This is a genomic window from Candidatus Zixiibacteriota bacterium, from assembly GCA_020853795.1.
Taxonomy (GTDB): Bacteria; Zixibacteria; MSB-5A5; order CAIYYT01; family CAIYYT01; genus JADJGC01.
The window spans coordinates 69965-86696 of the sequence record JADYYF010000136.1; the positions used below are offsets into that span (position 1 = coordinate 69965).

The 16732-nt window shown below is 56.2% G+C and carries 16 protein-coding genes and 1 CRISPR repeat array; all 16 genes read right to left on the reverse strand.

The window, feature by feature from the left end:
• Positions 1–12: 12 nt before the first annotated feature.
• The 16 genes from IT585_10835 to IT585_10910 all read right to left on the reverse strand — a co-directional run bounded on the left by IT585_10835 (position 13) and on the right by IT585_10910 (position 16363).
• Positions 13–660, reverse strand: a complete 648-nt coding sequence (locus IT585_10835; protein MCC6963734.1) for a hypothetical protein — start codon at positions 658–660, stop codon at positions 13–15.
• Positions 644–1405 carry a conserved phage C-terminal domain-containing protein gene (locus IT585_10840; GenBank protein ID MCC6963735.1) on the reverse strand — a complete coding sequence of 254 codons (762 nt, stop codon included), beginning with the start codon at positions 1403–1405 and terminating at the stop codon, positions 644–646. The genes IT585_10835 and IT585_10840 overlap by 17 nt, the downstream gene beginning before the upstream one ends.
• 214 nt (positions 1406–1619) lie before the next feature.
• Complete coding sequence (locus tag IT585_10845) at positions 1620–2027, reverse strand: hypothetical protein (GenBank protein MCC6963736.1); 408 nt, start codon at positions 2025–2027, stop codon at positions 1620–1622.
• 204 nt (positions 2028–2231) lie between these two features.
• A complete protein-coding gene (locus IT585_10850) occupies positions 2232–2963 on the reverse strand; it encodes a hypothetical protein (protein ID MCC6963737.1) in 732 nt (243 codons plus the stop codon).
• Complete coding sequence (locus IT585_10855) at positions 2960–3178, reverse strand: helix-turn-helix transcriptional regulator (GenBank protein ID MCC6963738.1); 219 nt, start codon at positions 3176–3178, stop codon at positions 2960–2962. The genes IT585_10850 and IT585_10855 overlap by 4 nt, the downstream gene beginning before the upstream one ends.
• A 455-nt stretch (positions 3179–3633) precedes the next feature.
• Positions 3634–4587 (reverse strand): hypothetical protein, encoded by a 954-nt coding sequence (locus IT585_10860; protein MCC6963739.1) that lies wholly within the window; start codon positions 4585–4587, stop codon positions 3634–3636.
• Positions 4588–4653: 66 nt separating this feature from the next.
• Positions 4654–6044: direct repeats of the CRISPR family, unit length 28 nt; unit sequence GGTTCACCCCCACGCGCGTGGGGAATAC.
• 187 nt (positions 6045–6231) lie between these two features.
• Positions 6232–7179 carry a type I-E CRISPR-associated endonuclease Cas1 gene (gene cas1e / locus IT585_10865; GenBank protein MCC6963740.1) on the reverse strand — a complete coding sequence of 316 codons (948 nt, stop codon included), beginning with the start codon at positions 7177–7179 and terminating at the stop codon, positions 6232–6234.
• A complete protein-coding gene (gene cas6e, locus IT585_10870) occupies positions 7176–7808 on the reverse strand; it encodes a type I-E CRISPR-associated protein Cas6/Cse3/CasE (protein MCC6963741.1) in 633 nt (210 codons plus the stop codon). The genes cas1e and cas6e overlap by 4 nt, the downstream gene beginning before the upstream one ends.
• Complete coding sequence (cas5e, locus tag IT585_10875; GenBank protein ID MCC6963742.1) at positions 7790–8503, reverse strand: type I-E CRISPR-associated protein Cas5/CasD; 714 nt, start codon at positions 8501–8503, stop codon at positions 7790–7792. The genes cas6e and cas5e overlap by 19 nt, the downstream gene beginning before the upstream one ends.
• Positions 8500–9651, reverse strand: a complete 1152-nt coding sequence (cas7e, locus tag IT585_10880; GenBank protein ID MCC6963743.1) for a type I-E CRISPR-associated protein Cas7/Cse4/CasC — start codon at positions 9649–9651, stop codon at positions 8500–8502. Before cas7e ends, cas5e begins: the two co-directional genes overlap by 4 nt.
• The gene (gene casB / locus IT585_10885; protein ID MCC6963744.1) at positions 9629–10162 is read right to left on the reverse strand and encodes a type I-E CRISPR-associated protein Cse2/CasB; all 534 of its coding nucleotides are present in this window, start codon (positions 10160–10162) and stop codon (positions 9629–9631) included. The genes cas7e and casB overlap by 23 nt, the downstream gene beginning before the upstream one ends.
• Positions 10159–11688, reverse strand: a complete 1530-nt coding sequence (gene casA / locus IT585_10890) for a type I-E CRISPR-associated protein Cse1/CasA (protein ID MCC6963745.1) — start codon at positions 11686–11688, stop codon at positions 10159–10161. Before casA ends, casB begins: the two co-directional genes overlap by 4 nt.
• A gap of 9 nt (positions 11689–11697) precedes the next feature.
• Positions 11698–14349 carry a CRISPR-associated helicase Cas3' gene (cas3, locus tag IT585_10895; GenBank protein ID MCC6963746.1) on the reverse strand — a complete coding sequence of 884 codons (2652 nt, stop codon included), beginning with the start codon at positions 14347–14349 and terminating at the stop codon, positions 11698–11700.
• A gap of 343 nt (positions 14350–14692) precedes the next feature.
• Positions 14693–15643: a tyrosine-type recombinase/integrase gene (locus IT585_10900; GenBank protein MCC6963747.1), complete on the reverse strand. Its 951-nt coding sequence runs from the start codon at positions 15641–15643 to the stop codon at positions 14693–14695.
• The gene (locus IT585_10905) at positions 15643–15924 is read right to left on the reverse strand and encodes a hypothetical protein (GenBank protein ID MCC6963748.1); all 282 of its coding nucleotides are present in this window, start codon (positions 15922–15924) and stop codon (positions 15643–15645) included. The genes IT585_10900 and IT585_10905 overlap by 1 nt, the downstream gene beginning before the upstream one ends.
• A 136-nt stretch (positions 15925–16060) precedes the next feature.
• Positions 16061–16363, reverse strand: coding sequence for a hypothetical protein (locus IT585_10910; protein ID MCC6963749.1), 303 nt, complete (start codon positions 16361–16363; stop codon positions 16061–16063).
• Positions 16364–16732 lie beyond the last annotated feature (369 nt).

Consider the following 16732-nt stretch of genomic DNA (forward strand, 5'->3'; position numbering starts at 1 on the left):
TGCAAGGGTACATCATTGCTCTAATTTCGTCAACTTTGAATCTGGAGGAAACGCGGACTGCTGCGGTGATCTCACTGGTTGTGGTTTTTCGGTGTTCGGTTTGGTCGTGAGTGCAGCGATCTCCTGCTTGAGGTCGCTGATTCGCTTTAGTCCTGGTGGTTGCTGAACGTATCGGCGACTGTGGTGCAAGTCGATCAAGGCCTGTGGGACTGGGTGGGCGTTGCGGCGAGCATACACCTTGTACTGTTCGAGAAAGTCTTTGCGCATGAACTCTATCGAAGAATCGTGCTGTCGTGTTCGGAGGCAGTAAGCAGGCCATTTGCCGAATGGAATGATCATACGGATGATCGGATCTGCAAATTGTGGAATTCCCGTGTAGCCTGTACTCTCGATTTGGTCGAGCACTTCGTCCCAGGCGTTTTGGGCGTCGACAGTGATGTCGTCTGAGCGCGAGCGGGTTAGCAGCTCCCTGAACTTGTTTAGCCGTGGGAAGAAGGTCTCGGTCATGATTAGATAGTTGGCCGCTGCTGTGATTTGCTCGATACTGAATTCTTTCAGGAGCTCGCAGTAGAGTAGAGCTTGATCCTCGGATAGGTGCTCTTTGAAGTGGTTGGCTGTAACGCCGAGGATAACGAGCAGCTTGTTACGATCGGTTTCCATTGTCTCCTCCAAGAGTCATGAGGTTTTTTATTACAGATAGATTGTGCCGTGCGGCCTCTGAACGGGGCGGCGCGACTGTTGGTTGATTTAAGTAAGATTCGAATTTCGGGCTGTAGAGGGTCTCCGGACGGAGATAGTTGCGGAACTCGGGATCGCCGTTCCACTCGGCGAATTTGGTGCGATGCACCTTACGGAAATCCTCTAAACGGAATCCCTCTGCCCACCGCGCCTTTATGAGGCGGAGTGTGGCAGGAGTATTGAGTCTATAGGTGCGGCCTGTGACGGAGTTCAGGTCGGCGATAATCTCATTGTATGGGATGGACGCACCGCGATGATGCGTTGGCTCGGGATCCGGTTCAGTTTCAGGTTGAGGTTGAGGGTCAGTATCAGGTTCAGGTTCAGGGGCTGCCACACCAACAGGGTGAGGGTGTGCAGGACGGTGAGCGAGACGGTGAGCGGGACCGTCTGGTAGAGGGTTGGTTGGACACGAGGACACGGTACTGGCGATGCACTCGCGGAAGTACTGGAGTTCGGTTGCGGTGAGGGCGTATAGCTCAACGTACGGTTCGAGTTGGCGCAGATAGCGACTCAACAAGTGGCTGTCGGGGAGTTCGCGGGTGCGGCGAATGCGGGCCTTGAGCGCGAATTGATTATCTGGCTTGTCGTACTCGATTTGTCTGGGAAGGAAGATGACGCGGGCCTCCGGGTCGTATTCGAACCAACCGGCGGCGGAGAGCCGGTCCATGGCGGAGTGAACTTCCTCGATCCCAGCCGCGATGTCGTCGGCGATTTGAGCAGGCGTCAGGTAGAAGATCGAGCTGCTGGTTTCTCCGTTGGGACAGGTCCAGAGGTATAACAACAGGACTTGGTCGAGTCGACTCAACTTCCGAAATCTGGGGGAGCGCCACGTCTTGCGTACGACCTTGCCGTAGGATCGCTCGGACGATCGTACAGGCTGCTTAGGCATCGGGTACCCCCGGCTCAGAGTGTGGATCTTCGTCCTCATCCCAGACCAGCCACTCGGTGGGATCGGGAACGACGGCGTAGTACGGCAAGCGCGCGGTTCCGGGGTAGGTGACGGTGATGATGTTGCGCTTCATGAGCTGGTCGCGGATGTCGCACACGTGACTGGCGGAAACGCGGGTGTAGTGCCAGAATTCCTTGAGCGAGATGAAGGCGGGTACGGCCGAGCCGTCGGTCTGGAGCGATCGCACGATGACGTGCATAACGACGCGCACCGCACGTCGTGGCAGGTCGGAGTAGTTCAGGGCGTGCATCAGCCGCAGCGGCGGGCTGTGGCGGATCAGTTTCGCGATCTCGGATTGCTCATCATCGTTGTCATCCGGTAGTGTTCGATCTTGGTGCATGTGATTCCTCACGTCCTTGTGAAAGAGTTTGCTGATTGATTTTCGCGGCTATCAGTCGGGCGACGAAGATCTCGAGCTCGGCCAGCGCGGAAGCAGGCGGTTCCGGAAGAGAGACCGTAATCTGCAGGTGCGAGTGGGCGCGCTCGGATGGACGTGCGGGATCTGAAAGCAGGCGGTGCATTTAACTTTAATCCTGATCGTGTCCTATGGCATCGATGTCCACGTGCACTGGATGGGAAAGCGATCATCGATGATGGCTCCTTGCATAATGATCGCCCGCCGGCGGCGGTTATTTGGTTCGGCTGCGGCGGTCTCGTGAGTGACGACGATAAAGCCGGCCTCGGTCGCAGACTGGTCGTAAGCGTAGAGCGACAGGTAGGCCGTCGAGGTGGCGAGATTCCGGCCGAGCCAGAACAGGTTGACGAACTCACCGGAATCGCAGAAGCCGGCGTTGTAGACCTGCTGCATAAGAGCGGTGATCTCGAACGGGTAGCGCGTGCCCTCGACCCAGGTGATTCCGCCGATGATCGTGATTGAGTCGGTGGTCAGTGAGTCGGCCACAATTCTGGCGTTGAAATCGACCGAGCTCGTGATCTGGCTTGGATTATTCGATTTTTGAAGAAAGACCCGCGTAGTGCAGGTTCCCGCCTGGCTGTTAGCTGACGGGACCCAGTAGGCCGATGTGATCGTCTGCCCGGCCGGAATGAGCGACATCGGTCGATGTGCCGAAGAGGCAAGGCCGTCGCCGCTCAGATAGCCGTGGTAGAGTGTGCCGGTGTTGGAGAAATCGCTGCCGATCAATCTGACGTCATCATTCGCGGAAGCCACACGCAAGGTGTCGGTGCGGGTCCAAGCGACCGCGGAGCAGGGCCAAGCCGCATTGATCAGCAGCAGCGCAATCAGTGCCGGCAGGATGGTGCGGCAGAGGCGCTTCACGATTGTCTCCTTTCGAGCTGGTTGATCGGTACCGGATCGGTCGGACGATGGAAGTTGAGCGCGGCCTCCAGGCGCTGAAGTTGGGCCTCGGATAGAGTGATGCCGTGCTTCTCGAAGCGCGAGATCGTGGAGCGGTCGATGCCGCTGAGGCGTGCGGCGTCCATCTGCGATAGACGCAGCTGAAGGCGACGCGCGCGGAATTCGGCGTTGTTCATTGGTGCCTCCTGATGGCAGTATTGTTTGGTCGAGAAGGGATCGGTTGCGGTTGCCGACAGCGATGAGAGTCGGTACTCATCTATGACCTCACAAGAAAGGGTTAGGAGTACTCGGGCGTCGACCGTGTGGTCGATCTGCACGAGAAACGTGCTCCATTAATCCTTTCCGAGTGAGTAGTCGACGATTCAAGGCGAATCGTTGGCAACTACGGGATCAGTAAAGCGCAAGCATTGGGGTGCGCAATCACAAAATGTTGTGGTGGGAAAAGATGTGAACCAGGAGGGACGATATGATGCCGGAAGTTGGAACTTTTGATTGAGTTGGGAACGTGAAGAAGCCGAAGCGGAAAACCAAGGCAGTGACGAAGGAGAAAGCGACAAAGTCGGCAGTCAGTAAAACCGCGACTATCCGCGCTGTTCGCGGTTGAGTTCCGAGCGACAATTGCTGAGTCCAATTATGATTGTCGTGATGAAGGGGCTGCAGTAGCGGAATTGATGTCGCAGGCGCGGAGCAGTTCGGCGGTGATCGGGCGGCCGTCGTCAGCGGTTGCGGTGCGGGCAATCGGTACGGTGGCCTCGAACAAGAACGATTCGGCCGGGATGGCTGCCGCGGCGTGGGCGTCGATGACGGCGATGCCATTGCCCAGGCTCAGTCCCCAGTAGAGCACGTGGCCGACTTGTTCGCGGCTGGCAGCGGAGATCCAGACGAGCTCGGATTTGTCGGCGTGGCGCGCGCGGCGGAAGGCGGCGAGGTGATAGTGCCAGGCGGTGGGGTGCTGCGCGAAGAGATCGGCGACGGCGCGGCCCAGCAGTTCATCGGATGGGTTGCGGTCGACGGTAAAGCCGACCTGAAAGAACTGCACGACGATATCCGGATTGGGCGTGCGGCGGCTGATGTGGAAAGTTCCGCGAGGCGGTGGAAAGATGAAGTCCTTCGGTCCGGGCCGGCGCGGTAGAGCTGCGAGTTTGGCGATCCATTCGCGGGCAGCCCCGGTGTCGGCGAATTGCCGGATGGTCCAAGGAGCGGACTGGATGAGGATGTCGAGGTCGATCAGGCGCTTGATGGTGATGGGGATGTTATGCAGGTAGGTCAGGGCCGGCAGTTCAGAGAAGAGCGGGTAGAACTCGGCGCAGAGACGATTGCAGGCGTCGATGTGATCATAGACGCAATAATGCGTGCCGATGCTGGTGGCGAAGTAGAGGATCTGGGCGGCTTGTTTGTCAGTGTCGGCAGCGATCCAGACCATCTTGTCCGTGCCGATCGACCAGGACAGGTGACGGCCGCGCTGGGTATGCGGGATAGAATCGTCGGCGCCCCAGAGTTCAAGGGCGATTTCGGTGAGTTGTTCGCGGCTGTGCCAGTGCGAGATTGTGAAACCGACCGAGTATCGAGAGAGGTACTGATTCATAACTGACTCATCGTGGAAATGTGAAGATTGGGGAATCAGGGAGAGATGCAATCACATTGAGGATAGCCGGTTCACCCCCACGCGCGTGGGGAATACTCGTTCAGACCGACGGGCACCGGCACGACGGGATGGTTCACCCCCACGCACGTGGGGAATACGCATTACCTCTCGGGTCAGGGCAACGGAATCATCGGTTCACCCCCCACGCACGCGGGGAATACGCCGGGGTCGTGCCTTTCCGACCCCGGTATTTAGGTTCACCCCCACGCGCGTGGGGAATACGCATTACCTCTCGGGTCAGGGCAACGGAATCATCGGTTCACCCCCACGCACGCGGGGAATACGCCGGGGTCGTGCCTTTCCGACCCCGGTATTTAGGTTCACCCCCACGCGCGTGGGGAATACGTCAACTGTACTCCCAAGCCGAATGGGGTGTACGGTTCACCCCCACGCTCGTGGGGAATACGGTTTTCGGCTTCTTGGTTTTCTTGGTCGCCTTCGGTTCACCCCCACGCACGTGGGGAATACTCGTTCAGACCGACGGGCACCGGCACGAATGGATGGTTCACCCCCACGCACGTGGGGAATACTGCCCAACCATCATCGCACTCTTTGACCGGATACGGTTCACCCCCACGCGCGTGGGGAATACCCAATTTCCGCTGCGTCTCTTTCAGCCGCTCGACGGTTCACCCCCACGCGCGTGGGGAATACGTCGCAGTCCAAAGTGATCTATCGCGGTTGGGACGGTTCACCCCCACGCGCGTGGGGAATACCTTAATGATCGCCTTTTGCAACGCCGCCGAGCGCGGTTCACCCCCACGCGCGTGGGGACTACGCAATTCCTAAAGCAGTAACCACACTCATAACTCGGTTCACCCCCACGCGCGTGGGGAATACGGAATCCCCAAGGAGATTTCCGACCAGTTCGGCGGTTCACCCCCACGCGCGTGGGGAATACCTCCTTGATCGCGGCGGCGACGAGTTGGTTATACGGTTCACCCCCACGCGCGTGGGGAATACGACGGTCGCGACTCAGCCGTACAAAGAAGCGCACGGTTCACCCCCACGCGCGTGGGGAATACTGCGGCCTCGACCGATTTCGCGCGGCAACGGGTCGGTTCACCCCCACGCGCGTGGGGAATACGCGATCCCTCACGCTCTCCGGCATCGGGTTCGGCGGTTCACCCCCACGCGCGTGGGGAATACGCTTTCCATCGATGAAAGCGCTGGCATTGTGTACGGTTCACCCCCACGCGCGTGGGGAATACCTACATTCGCGGCGGGCATGACGCATCCGGCAACGGTTCACCCCCACGCGCGTGGGGAATACGTATCTCGATGACAAGTTCGTCGACTGCTATCCCGGTTCACCCCCACGCGCGTGGGGAATACGGTCTTCATCAACCTCGATGGGACAGCAATCAACGGTTCACCCCCACGCGCGTGGGGAATACACTAAGATTGTCCAAGGGAGGACTTAGGTCTTACGAATCCAGCTGCTTCTTGTCTGCTATTCGCACCAAAGCAAGGCCTTCAAAATCCTCAAGCTGCCTTGTCAAGTCGCCACAAGAAAGATAATCGTATCCCTGGGCACTTGAGCGGCTCCAGATCATCAAGGCCGCGCCATCGTCAATTCCAGCCTCAATCTTCTTCCAGAGTTCCTGCCGAATCCGACTCGAAGGATTCCCCAGAAACACTCCCGTCTTCGGCTCGATCAGCCATCGAGACAGCTTTCCCCTCAAACTCGCCGTCGATCTTTCCAAGAGTATCACTAACATTAAGCACCTCCATTATGTCGGGGATGATTCGCTGCATGATTCCGAAGAGATGAAAGTCGGATCGGCAGGCTTCCCGTACGGCTCGTTCGAGGTTCTTGGGATGCTCTGCAACAGTTCGAAATGCGGTTCGTACAGAAAGATCGATCTTATAGAGGTCAGCGATGTCGTAAACAAAACTAAGCATTTTGCCGGTATGGATGAATCCGATCGCGGGTGAGAATCCAGATGAAACGATGGCGGCATGGCAGATGCCATACAGACAAGCATTGGCGGTCGACAAGGCTCGATTTAGAGGGTCCGCTTTATTCCAGCTCGATTGATCGTAATTGCGTCCTTCCCATTTCAAGTCATATTCGGCGGCCAGGAGGCGATAGGCATCACGCACCCGGCGGCCCTCGAGGCCGCGAAGCTCTTCCATTGTCGCCGCGGCCTGTAACTTCTCCGCGAATCTGAATTGATACATTCGGCGCGCGATACCAAGCCTGAGGTCCGGAATTGAAGCCAGGCGCGCCTGCTCGAGCAGACGCGTTGCACTGAACGTTCCGCCCATGCTGTGGGCGTAGAGCCGCACTCCATCCTGCGCGGTCCAGGCGATCATGCAGTTGTTTTGCGCCAGAGCATATATAGCTGGGTGAGTGATCGACGTGCCAGGACCCAACATAAGCAGGCTAAGCTGGTCAATCGGTATGGGGACGTGGCCCCGCGCGTCATGCATTAAAAGCCCCTCTGAGTCCTTATCGATCTTGCACATCTCCAAGTACAAGAAGCTCCAGCGATCAGAAAACCTGGGCAGGTCATAAAGGGTTCTCATTGCACTTCACGCCCCCCACTTCTTGACAGCGACAGAAGTCCGAAGCCGAGTCCTTTGCCGCTGCCGATGCCGAGTTTCATTGTTCTGGAGAATCTGGCTGGGTCGGTGACCACGAGCTGCCCCTCGAATCGAACAGCGAACATCGTAATGTCGATGAGTTGGCTGCCGTTCCCTTTCCGGGCGAGAGCTTCCGGCTCTTCGATCACGACGACGGAGCAGACACGAAAACCCGACGCCTCGCCCTTCCGTGCAAGCCATGCGAGTTGACCCTCTTCGGCGAACCAGGCCAACCGCTTGCCATTCCGCTTGAACGTCGGGTTGGCCCTAAGTCGGAAGTGAAATTGCATACCGGTCGCGAACACCGGCTCGAATTCCCTAATCTCAGGCTTTTCCGCCAAGTAATCTTCCACAAGTGATTCCGGCCAATGAGGACGATTCAGCGATTGGATGAGCAGGCAGATTCGATTCGGAGTTTTCAGCTGGTCAACGCGAAACAGAACCCGTTCCTCAAAGCCTTCGAGATTCGGCGGAAAGGCGGACATGATCGTCCGGTGCATTTCGTAAGGGTTTGCGATCTCGGCCCACACGCGACGGGAATCAGGTGACAGAGTCAGGCGAGAGAGGAACATACACTCAACTCCTTGACCAGCTCGAGATTCAGCTCGACGTAGTATGTCACGATGTGGCGAGGAATAAATTCGCGAGTCGCAAACGATAGCGGCAAGTCGGTTCGCACGCCGCTGTGGGCGCCGGGCGCAGCGTCAGCGACACAGCGAAGGCGCACTTTCCCGGCGGAGAGCTCTTTCCGTGAACTTGTTCTCGTCCGCACGCAGGGATGAATCACGAACATTTGTTCGATGGTCTTGCCGGAATACAGGCATTGCTTTGCCCACACCGGGATCGAGGGGAGGCAAGCTTTTCGACCGAGGAAGATCTGCCAATGCGGGTTGCGCAACGCTTTCTCAGTTATATTCAGAAGGACTTCCGCCCGTGGCGAATCAGCCTGCAGTCCGACCAAGAAAGAAGCATCGGAAAGGTAATAGCGATTCGAAACGTTGGTGGGTTTGATGCCACCGTCGGACCTATAGATGTCCTTCGTTGTATGAAAGTCGCGAATCAATGTGCCTTCTTGATCGACTCGTACACCCATACGAAGTGACACCAGGTCACTGATGTCTGCATCTCTGGGTCGGCCGAGAGCCGCGCAGATCAAGCCAATGACGCCGCTCTTCGAGGGCTCCCGGCCGGTATCTCTCTCGGTAAATCGGCTCTCAGTCCCCCATGACTGCAAGGGACCAGCTAGACGAAGAAGGAGAGTAGTCATGATACCACTTCCTCAATCTCAACCGCGGCGACAATTCGGTCAACGAACCGATTGACCGATGGCACTGCGGCATCGGCAAGATTCTCCGGACATTGATATCCGATCGAACAAGCGACCTTCGTCGCCACTCCTTCAGCCCCAAACGCGTCAGTCAGCGCGCTCCAGTACTTGCCAAGGGCAATGATCGAGCCTTCGACGATGTCTTCGTTGTTGGCCCGAGAAGGAGCGATCGGCTTGACAAATGCGTTGGCCAGAGACCAAGCCGAGGCGTCAGTCCGTACCACCCCGAGAATGAAACTGGGCATGGTGCGAGCCGCCGTGCTTGTTTGCTTCCCGGATGGGATTGCAGTTATGGAAGCATGGATGAATGCCTGGAGGGTCTTCCGCGCCAGATCGAGATCATTTCGGAGATTGCGGGTCAGCTGGGACACGTCGACATTGCTGTAGCGGTAGAAGCAGGAGCTATTGTACTCGACAATTCCCATCATACCGGCGCCGGACTCCCCCGCCGGCAGGAGATCGTCGACGGCAGTAAAGAAGTCCATCTCCATGCTAAGCCGGTTGGTTGAAATGGCATGTGCCACCTGTGAGGCAGCATCAATGTTCTGTGCTGGTTTCTCTGCCATCATGCGACCAAAAAGGGCAATATCGCTAGAACAGCAATCGGTCAACTCCTTCTCAATTCCCTTGCAGTGCTTTGAAAATGCCTTGTCGGCATCGGCGAGAAAGTCATTCCAATGCGGGCGAATCCTATCCGCAAGAGCAGCCAGTTCCCTGGCGCTGAGATAGAGCGGCACCGAAGTCTGCTGGGCACTCTTGCTGTCCATCTTACAGTAAACATTTTCGATTAGTGATGAAACTGCTTCGTCGGAAGATTTGTCCGGGTCTGGCGGGAGTTCTAATAGTCTCTTGAGCTGGGCGTGAAGTCGCTTAGTACGAATTGAAGTGCTTCCACCCAGTCGCGAGCGAAAGTCTTCTGAGAGGCGGACAGATCTCTTGAGACATTGCGACGAGATCCGCGCGCGGCGGTGACCACCGAATTCACAGTCTTTGGGCGAATTTGTGTCATCACGATTCAGACTTGCGGGCGGGAAGTTCTGCAGGATGTGAAGTTCTACTATCATATTATTCTCCTTTTGATTGATCATTGATGTTCTCATCGGTGTTCCGGGTATTGTCGTTCCAGAAGCTGTTCGCCCACCGCCTCTGAACAAACTTCTCGGGGTGACTCCAGTTAATGATGTCACTGTACAAGTCATCCCAATTGACCGCAATGCCGTACGATCTAAGGAGGTTGACGGCCTGTCGCAGATGATGAGGAAGCGAGTCAAATGGTGCATTGAGCATAGCACGAAAGCGCAGTTCGATACTGTCGCGTTCGCCGGAGGCCTTGAACAGTCTTTTCATGTGATCGCCGATATTGCCGATATCAGTCGATTCGGGGTAGATAGCGAACAACGCAGCGACAGTAAAGGCGGCACGCGCGTGACTCGGGCGGGCGTCACGCGGAATGAAGGGAGTGACGTAGGGCATCATCTCAATCGAGAGACCGGGCGGTTTGCCGAGACCTCGGCGTAGTTGCGCGAGAGCCCCCCGGTCTTCCTTCTTGGCCAGTTCCTTGAGATAGGTGATGAGTCCCGATCGTTGATCTGAATTCATGCGGATATCTCCTTCTGTGATTCGTACAATTGTGATCGTAGTTGTTGCTCACAGACTGCGATGGCCTGAAGAGCGTTGGCAGTGAAACGCAGTTTAGCAACGGCGCCCGAAAACGCATCGAATGCGGCATTTCGCGTGGTCACGGCCCACGTTTCCAACGATGCTGTCGGGTTGCCGACGATGGTGCTAAGAAAGCCGTAGAATGGAACGTCGAGTTCACTCCAGAAGGCACCGACAGCGCGATTCGGGTCAATTGGGGGGTTGACTTTGCCGGCGGCTCCCTGTCTCAGCAGCAGGTGGCGATTAAGGCGATTGACTGTTTGTTTAAGGGCGAAACCGGTGTTCTCGGAGTGTCGAAGCGCCACGCCCAACAAGGTCCGACATTCGTCGTCCCGCAGCAGCGGTAACGGGAGCGGGAGTCTTTCGTGTCGCCACAGATAGATAGCGGACTGAAAGTTGGCGACACCAAAAATGTCAAGGTTAAGTCGTGTCCCTTTGCTGATGACCTGGAAGGCCTCCTCAGAGGCCAACCTGCGAACGTTTTCGGATTGATGCCCACTCCCACGTAGTCCAATGAAGGCGTCGCTGTCGCGCCAGAGAGCCCGATCTCTCCTGAGTTTCATCGGGCGAATTGGAGTCTTCTTGTCTTGAGACTCCCCGTAGACTTTGAATTGATCACAATGCCATCCGGCTGAGATCTTCGGCCCTTGGGCAATCTGGACGATACGAACACACAATTCTCCGTCGAGCAACTCTGGATGCAGCTTGATATACCTGTGATTGAACGTCAGGTAGTCAAGATAGCCCGCAGGGTCTCCCTCCGGGGGGTTCTTCAGAAACTGGAAAGCCTGCGCATTCCGTTCCCACGCGGGAAGATCGGCCCCGTTGGTTGGAAAGGGTTGGAGCTTTCCGTCATAAACTACCATGTTGAGCCAACATGTATTCCGCAGACTGTCGCCCCTGATGAGGACTTGCACACCATCAACGAGGTATCCAAGCCTCTGAGCACAGGATGCGCTCTGTGCGTTGTTTTGTAGCCCGAGACAGTGCTCGGCAAGGAGGTAGCAAGCGGCCTGGGATGGCGCAAATGCCGGCTCATCGTCGTCGGTCGAATGCTCAAAGAGCGTATCATTGCTGCCCGATGCCCTCTCTGGGACAAGGCAGACAATTGACCGTCTCCGGGCGTCTTTCGGCATGCTTGTGACCTGATAGAATGGATACTTGTCATGGAACAAGTCAAAGCGATCATCAAATTCGGAGAAGTAGTCGTCCAATTTCTTCGGGTCCCATTGACTATCCCGAGAGAGATTACACCACTCATCTGTACTGGGCGGGCCATAGACCCGATGAAGAATCGCGAGGAGAAGCCGCAGAATGGCAACAGTGACAAGCGGCGACTGCGCATGGACTTCCCTGAGTGTATGTGCTTCTTTCAAGGTCTGGCCGATTCCGAGCCGGACACGTGAACCGTCGAGCTTAATGCACGGAATCCAAGGCTGCTCAATGAGGTTGAAACTAAGTTCCACCTGACCTCCCTATTTTGTTCTGTTAATGATTAACCCCAGATCGTTGTCAAGGACCATTTCGATGTCGCCTATTCGAGCGCGATGTTGCGCGAAAATGATGAACTTCAGGCTGCGAGTCAGCGGATTGTGCCTCCATGCGCTTGGAGTCTCCTGACCTTTCAGAGCTCTCACCACGTCGAATTGCGAGACCGAAACCGAATCGAGTATCATTGCCTTTGCCTGTGCAAAATTTGGTTCTTGGTAAAGCAGAGGATGATCAGGTTCGCTTCTCTCGGACTGTAGACACACGATGCTGATGCTTTCCCGTCCATATCGGGTCAGTGCCTGCCGAGCAGGATGCGCCTCGGGATCGTCGTCTTCCAGTTCTTGAAACACTCTATCAAGGATATTTTCGGGAAAGGAAGGTGGGTCAATCCTCCGTTTCACGGCTTCTGACTGAAGCATTTGGAGTTCAGCCAGATGCTTGTGGTGCAGCTCTTCCAGTTTCTTTCTGAGCGGACTGTGAGCATCACCGCCCAGGTCTTCGTCAGAATAGACACGCTCGACGATTTCTTTCAAGTCCGATGGAACCTTCACAAGATCCTTCTCTTGCAGCACCAGAAACGATCTTAGCAATATGTAAGGAGAATAGACAAATCCGCTGGTACCAAAGGTCGGAAGCCCCGCGGAGTCGAAGGGCGACGAAAAGATCCATAGCTGTGCTCTGTCGAGGCCCCTTGAACGAATCCGCTCACGTCGGTGAAGCCGTCCCATTCGTTGGAGGACCAAGTCTGCCGGCGCGAGTTCCGTAATCATCAGATCGAAGTCAAGATCAAGACTCTGTTCAATCACTTGTGTCGCGACAAGTATACTCAGGCCGTCGCCGCCAGAGTTTGAGCCGAAATTGTTTAGCACTGCCTGCTCGCGACTTAGCCTGTCTCGTAGTAAGAAGCGGGCATGGAATAGAGTGATCCGGGCGGCCTTCAAACTCTCCGATCCGACAAGAAGGCTATAGATTTGTTGCGCGCTGCTTACTGTATTGCAGATAATGGCGATTTTGCCGCCTTCGGGCGTTGCTCGTCTAATGCGTTTCGCCAGAGTCGATCTGTCGTCGTCTATCCAGACGAGATTCACCTCCTTGGTGGAAGCGGCTTCGACGGCTGTCACGACGACCTTGCCGCCTGAGCACTGAGTTATTGCCGGGTACGGGGCAGTAGGAACGGGTTGACTGGACCCAAGAAAAGCTTGGATTAGCTCGCACTTCTTCTGCTCCGGCAAGGTTGCCGACAACAGGATGACATTGCAGTTGAGCGCTGACAGCCACTCCAGAAGCCTTGACAGGATCGACGTCATATATGTGTCATAAGCGTGAACCTCGTCGAAGATAATGGTCTTTCCAGCCAGGCCGAATAGCCTCACGAAGAAGTGCTTCGCCTGAAGTACAGCGAGCAATGACTGGTCAATTGTCCCTACACCAAAGTTCGATAGCAGTGTCCGCTTCTTGGGCAGAAACCACTCTGATGCTACGACAGACATTTCAGGACCGTCACCGACTGAACTTGTTCGAATGCTCTGGTACGCTTCAGAGAAGAAGGAATGACCGTGCAGCAGGTGGAGATTCACCCGACTGTCAGGGTAAGCCGATTGCAGGTACTCTCTGACTCGTTGAAACATTTGGTTGCTCGTAGCCTGCGTTGGCAGAGCGATGTACATACCCCGCTGACCGTTTGACGAAATGACTCGATTCGACAAGAATAATGCGGCTTCGGTCTTGCCGTCTCCCATCGGGGCTTCAATGATATAGAGTGATTTCTCAACGTGCGTCTCGGCTAACTTGATCAATGTCCGTTGAAGGGGTCGCGGTAGCTTCTTTCCAAAGAGATCGGAGAAGCTCCTTACTTCTTCCGCAGGTTTCCACCCGACCCAACCAAGTCGTGCAAGTGCCTGTGCAGCTCGATTCCTTGACTGCGCCAAGTAGTCATCTGTACTTCCGACAAAGTCATGCGAGAACGGGAAGTAGTCTTCGTTAGAGGCGATCCAATCGGCAACACTCGTCAGGCCCGCGCATGCCATGACAGCCGCATTAGTCGAGAAGAGAGCGGATGTCTGCCCAAGTCTATCCTTTGAATGAAACTTCTCGGAAATGGTCAGGATCAAGTTAGACTGCGCCGTGCGCCAGTTAGTATCTCCGATGAGGAGGGATAGGCGATCATCAACTATCTCATTAGCTCGAGGAAATCTCCCATGATGCCCCCCAACGAGACTCGCAGCTTTGAGGAGAACTAAGGCGACTTTGGGTCCCTTTGCTAAATACTCTGGCTTGAAGTGATCCCAGATGATTCTGGAACTGAGAGTGCCGTGCGGAATGTTGTCAACGTATTGCGGGAATGTGAGACCATTCGCTGACAAATGTGCTTTTCGCTCAGAACCTCTTGACTGAAAACCCGGAGTGGCCTTTCCGATGTCGTGTAGAGCGGCCCAAAATGCGAGCGTGGTCGCCATGTCCGAATCGTCAGCGGGGTCATATCGGAATAAGCTCTTAAATGAAGAAGTGAGGCTTTGGTGCCACAAGGCCTCAACGACGGCTGACACGTCGATCATGTGGAATAGTAGCGGGTGCCAGGCCAGTGACTCTCGATCCAGCTTGGCCCAAATTGCCAGGTGTTTTTCGTCAACAAGCACTGCAGTAGCCTTTTTGAATGTGGATCACACAATCGGTGATCGGTGTGGCCCTCAACGATTGCTTCGTCGAATCAAAGCAGAAGATAGGCGATTCAAATTAGCGTACGAAGGGAACGATGGCAATCGATTTTCGGGCGTGAATCTTTGGGTCGCCAGTGCATATGGAGGATTAGACTTGTTTACGATAATGACCCTTTAAGCAAACAACGAATCACATCCGACGGCGGATGTGCCGTCAATGTGACCACTTGAAGTGCGACAACGGGTTAGATTCGGAATTACATTGACAGGGATTGTCAACACGTCCGAACTAATCCGCCTCATGGTCAAGGGCTCTGCGTTATCAGACCGAGCCGGCGACGAGTTCGGCGATCTGACCGGCGACATTGCGGCGGTTGTCATCGTAAATCGTCAGCGTCTGCAGGTTCGCGTGGCGGGAGAAGCGCTGTACGGAACGGACGTTACCGCCGGTGCGGTCGAGCGCGTGGGTGATGGCGGTATGGCGGATGCCGTGTGGGCGCGCGGTGACGCCGGAGATCCGCCCAAGGGTGCGAACGATGTAGAAGATGGCGGCGCCGGTAAGTCGGCAACCTTTGGCGGCATGGTCGAAGTTGACGAAGAGCGGGCCCGGGTCGGTGCCGCGAAACGCGAGCCAGGTGGAGATCGCGGTTGCAGTGGGTTCCGGCAAGGAGAGAGTCAGGGATTCGCGCGATCCCTTGCCGACTACGGCGATCCGGCGCTCGGCGAGGCTGAGGTCCGAAAGCTCGAGGCCGACAAGTTCCTTCCGGCGTAGCGCGAGATCGAAGAGCAAGCGAAGGATTGCGGTATCGCGGGCGGCCTTGGCTGGGTTGTCGTGTGCGGCGGCGGCTTTAAGCATTCGGCGAATTCCGTAGAGGCCAGGGCCGGAGGTGTCGCGGTACGAATGTGCAGGCTCGTTCTCGATCTCGAGAGTCCAGTTGATGGCGCCGATGGTGCGGGCGAGTTTCGAGGCGGAGCGAAGAGTCGCAAGGCGGCGGTTGATCGTGGCCGGTGACTTCCCTGCTGCGATCAACGATTGCCGGTATTGCAGGGCGAGGCTGTTAGCCTGCCCTGCTTTGAGTTGGACCATGCAGGCGAGCGCCGATTGCTGGTCGGGTACTCCGAGAAAAGTCGCGAAATCGGAGAGGTCAGCGGAATAGGCGCGGCGGGTGGAATCGGAGCGGCGGTCGAGGAAGAGCGTGACCAGCGGGATAGTGGGCGCCGGTCGGATGCTGACCGGGAGGGTGCGCTCTGTGCGATGAAGGGAATGCGGCATTAGCGTTCCTGTGTTCCGGCAGCTGGGTAGAGCGTGCGGAGTTCAGAGAGGCCGAAGTGTATGAAGTCGAAAAGATCCTGCACGTGGGCGCGCTTCTTGCCGCGGAGGCTTTTGAGATTGGGGATCTGCCTGAGTTCGTCAAGAGCAGTGAGGGTTTCGGTGACGAGAAATTGGGCGTGGTCGCGGTCTTGCGCGCTTGGGTTTGTAGAGTGCTGAATGCTCGGGATATGAGCTGCGACCGTCCGGGGAGCCGGCGTTTTCGGTTGGAGGGCGGGTGGCATGGGGTCTCCTTTCGTGTTGGTCGGCCGGCCAGAGTGTGAGAGACCGACCGGCTGACGTGTGAGAGAAACATAACATGCTGCTGTTTCTGCGACAGCAATTATAATCTAAGAGTTTGAAATCTTAGAGTCAATCAATTTATCGGACGCGGAGCAAGATTCTTAAGCGCTGCAGGAGGTCGGCTTCGTTGATGACGTTGTCGAGGTCGAGGCGCTCGTGTTGTTCCTGCAGCAGGTCGATCAGGCAGCGAATCAGGGCGTTCTTGGTGATGCGGCGGTCTTTGGAGACCGGCCTGCCGGCAACGCTGACGTCCTGCCCTACCAGGTCGCGGCGGTGCTGGGTGATTTGTTCCTCTAAACGGTCGAGGAAGGCCGTCTGTTCATCGGTCAGGAGGAGGGCAACCTGTTTGAGCTGCTTGTATCGAGGCGTCCGGGGTGTCATCGTGACTCGGCGTGCGCGGGCCGTAGACTTGGATCGGGAGGCCATGCGGGAAGTGTAGTGGAACTCTTAGAGTTTGTCAATTAAAACTCTCCGGACAACTTAGTATCGTTAGTAGGTTCTTCTGTGCTTCCGACCTACGCCAGTCGTGCAGTACTATGGAATCACATTCTTCAAAAATCATAGAGATATACGCATTTATTGTTGACACGGTTGGCGGCAGCCTGTGATCTTAGACGCGCTGATAGCAAGCAGTGCATTGCGTGGAGCGGGTGTTTCGCCCGAGACGCCCGCTCCCGCTGATGAAACCTTCAGCGGAGAGCTACAGAGGCGGGTGTCATGAATCTCAATGGAAGTTTGGAAGCAAAGAAG

Excerpts from the sequence above, each read along its gene's own strand:
- cas7e (MCC6963743.1), bottom strand. The coding sequence starts at position 9,651 with ATGATCAATCAAAAGGAGAATAATATGATAGTAGAACTTCACATCCTG.
- IT585_10905 (MCC6963748.1), bottom strand. The coding sequence starts at position 15,924 with ATGCCACCCGCCCTCCAACCGAAAACGCCGGCTCCCCGGACGGTCGCA.
- IT585_10840 (MCC6963735.1), bottom strand. The coding sequence starts at position 1,405 with ATGGACCGGCTCTCCGCCGCCGGTTGGTTCGAATACGACCCGGAGGCC.
- cas5e (MCC6963742.1), bottom strand. The coding sequence starts at position 8,503 with ATGACTACTCTCCTTCTTCGTCTAGCTGGTCCCTTGCAGTCATGGGGG.
- cas1e (MCC6963740.1), bottom strand. The coding sequence starts at position 7,179 with ATGAGAACCCTTTATGACCTGCCCAGGTTTTCTGATCGCTGGAGCTTC.
- IT585_10860 (MCC6963739.1), bottom strand. The coding sequence starts at position 4,587 with ATGAATCAGTACCTCTCTCGATACTCGGTCGGTTTCACAATCTCGCAC.
- IT585_10855 (MCC6963738.1), bottom strand. The coding sequence starts at position 3,178 with ATGAACAACGCCGAATTCCGCGCGCGTCGCCTTCAGCTGCGTCTATCG.
- IT585_10845 (MCC6963736.1), bottom strand. The coding sequence starts at position 2,027 with ATGCACCAAGATCGAACACTACCGGATGACAACGATGATGAGCAATCC.
- IT585_10835 (MCC6963734.1), bottom strand. The coding sequence starts at position 660 with ATGGAAACCGATCGTAACAAGCTGCTCGTTATCCTCGGCGTTACAGCC.
- casB (MCC6963744.1), bottom strand. The coding sequence starts at position 10,162 with ATGAATTCAGATCAACGATCGGGACTCATCACCTATCTCAAGGAACTG.
- IT585_10900 (MCC6963747.1), bottom strand. The coding sequence starts at position 15,643 with ATGCCGCATTCCCTTCATCGCACAGAGCGCACCCTCCCGGTCAGCATC.
- IT585_10910 (MCC6963749.1), bottom strand. The coding sequence starts at position 16,363 with ATGACACCCCGGACGCCTCGATACAAGCAGCTCAAACAGGTTGCCCTC.
- cas6e (MCC6963741.1), bottom strand. The coding sequence starts at position 7,808 with ATGTTCCTCTCTCGCCTGACTCTGTCACCTGATTCCCGTCGCGTGTGG.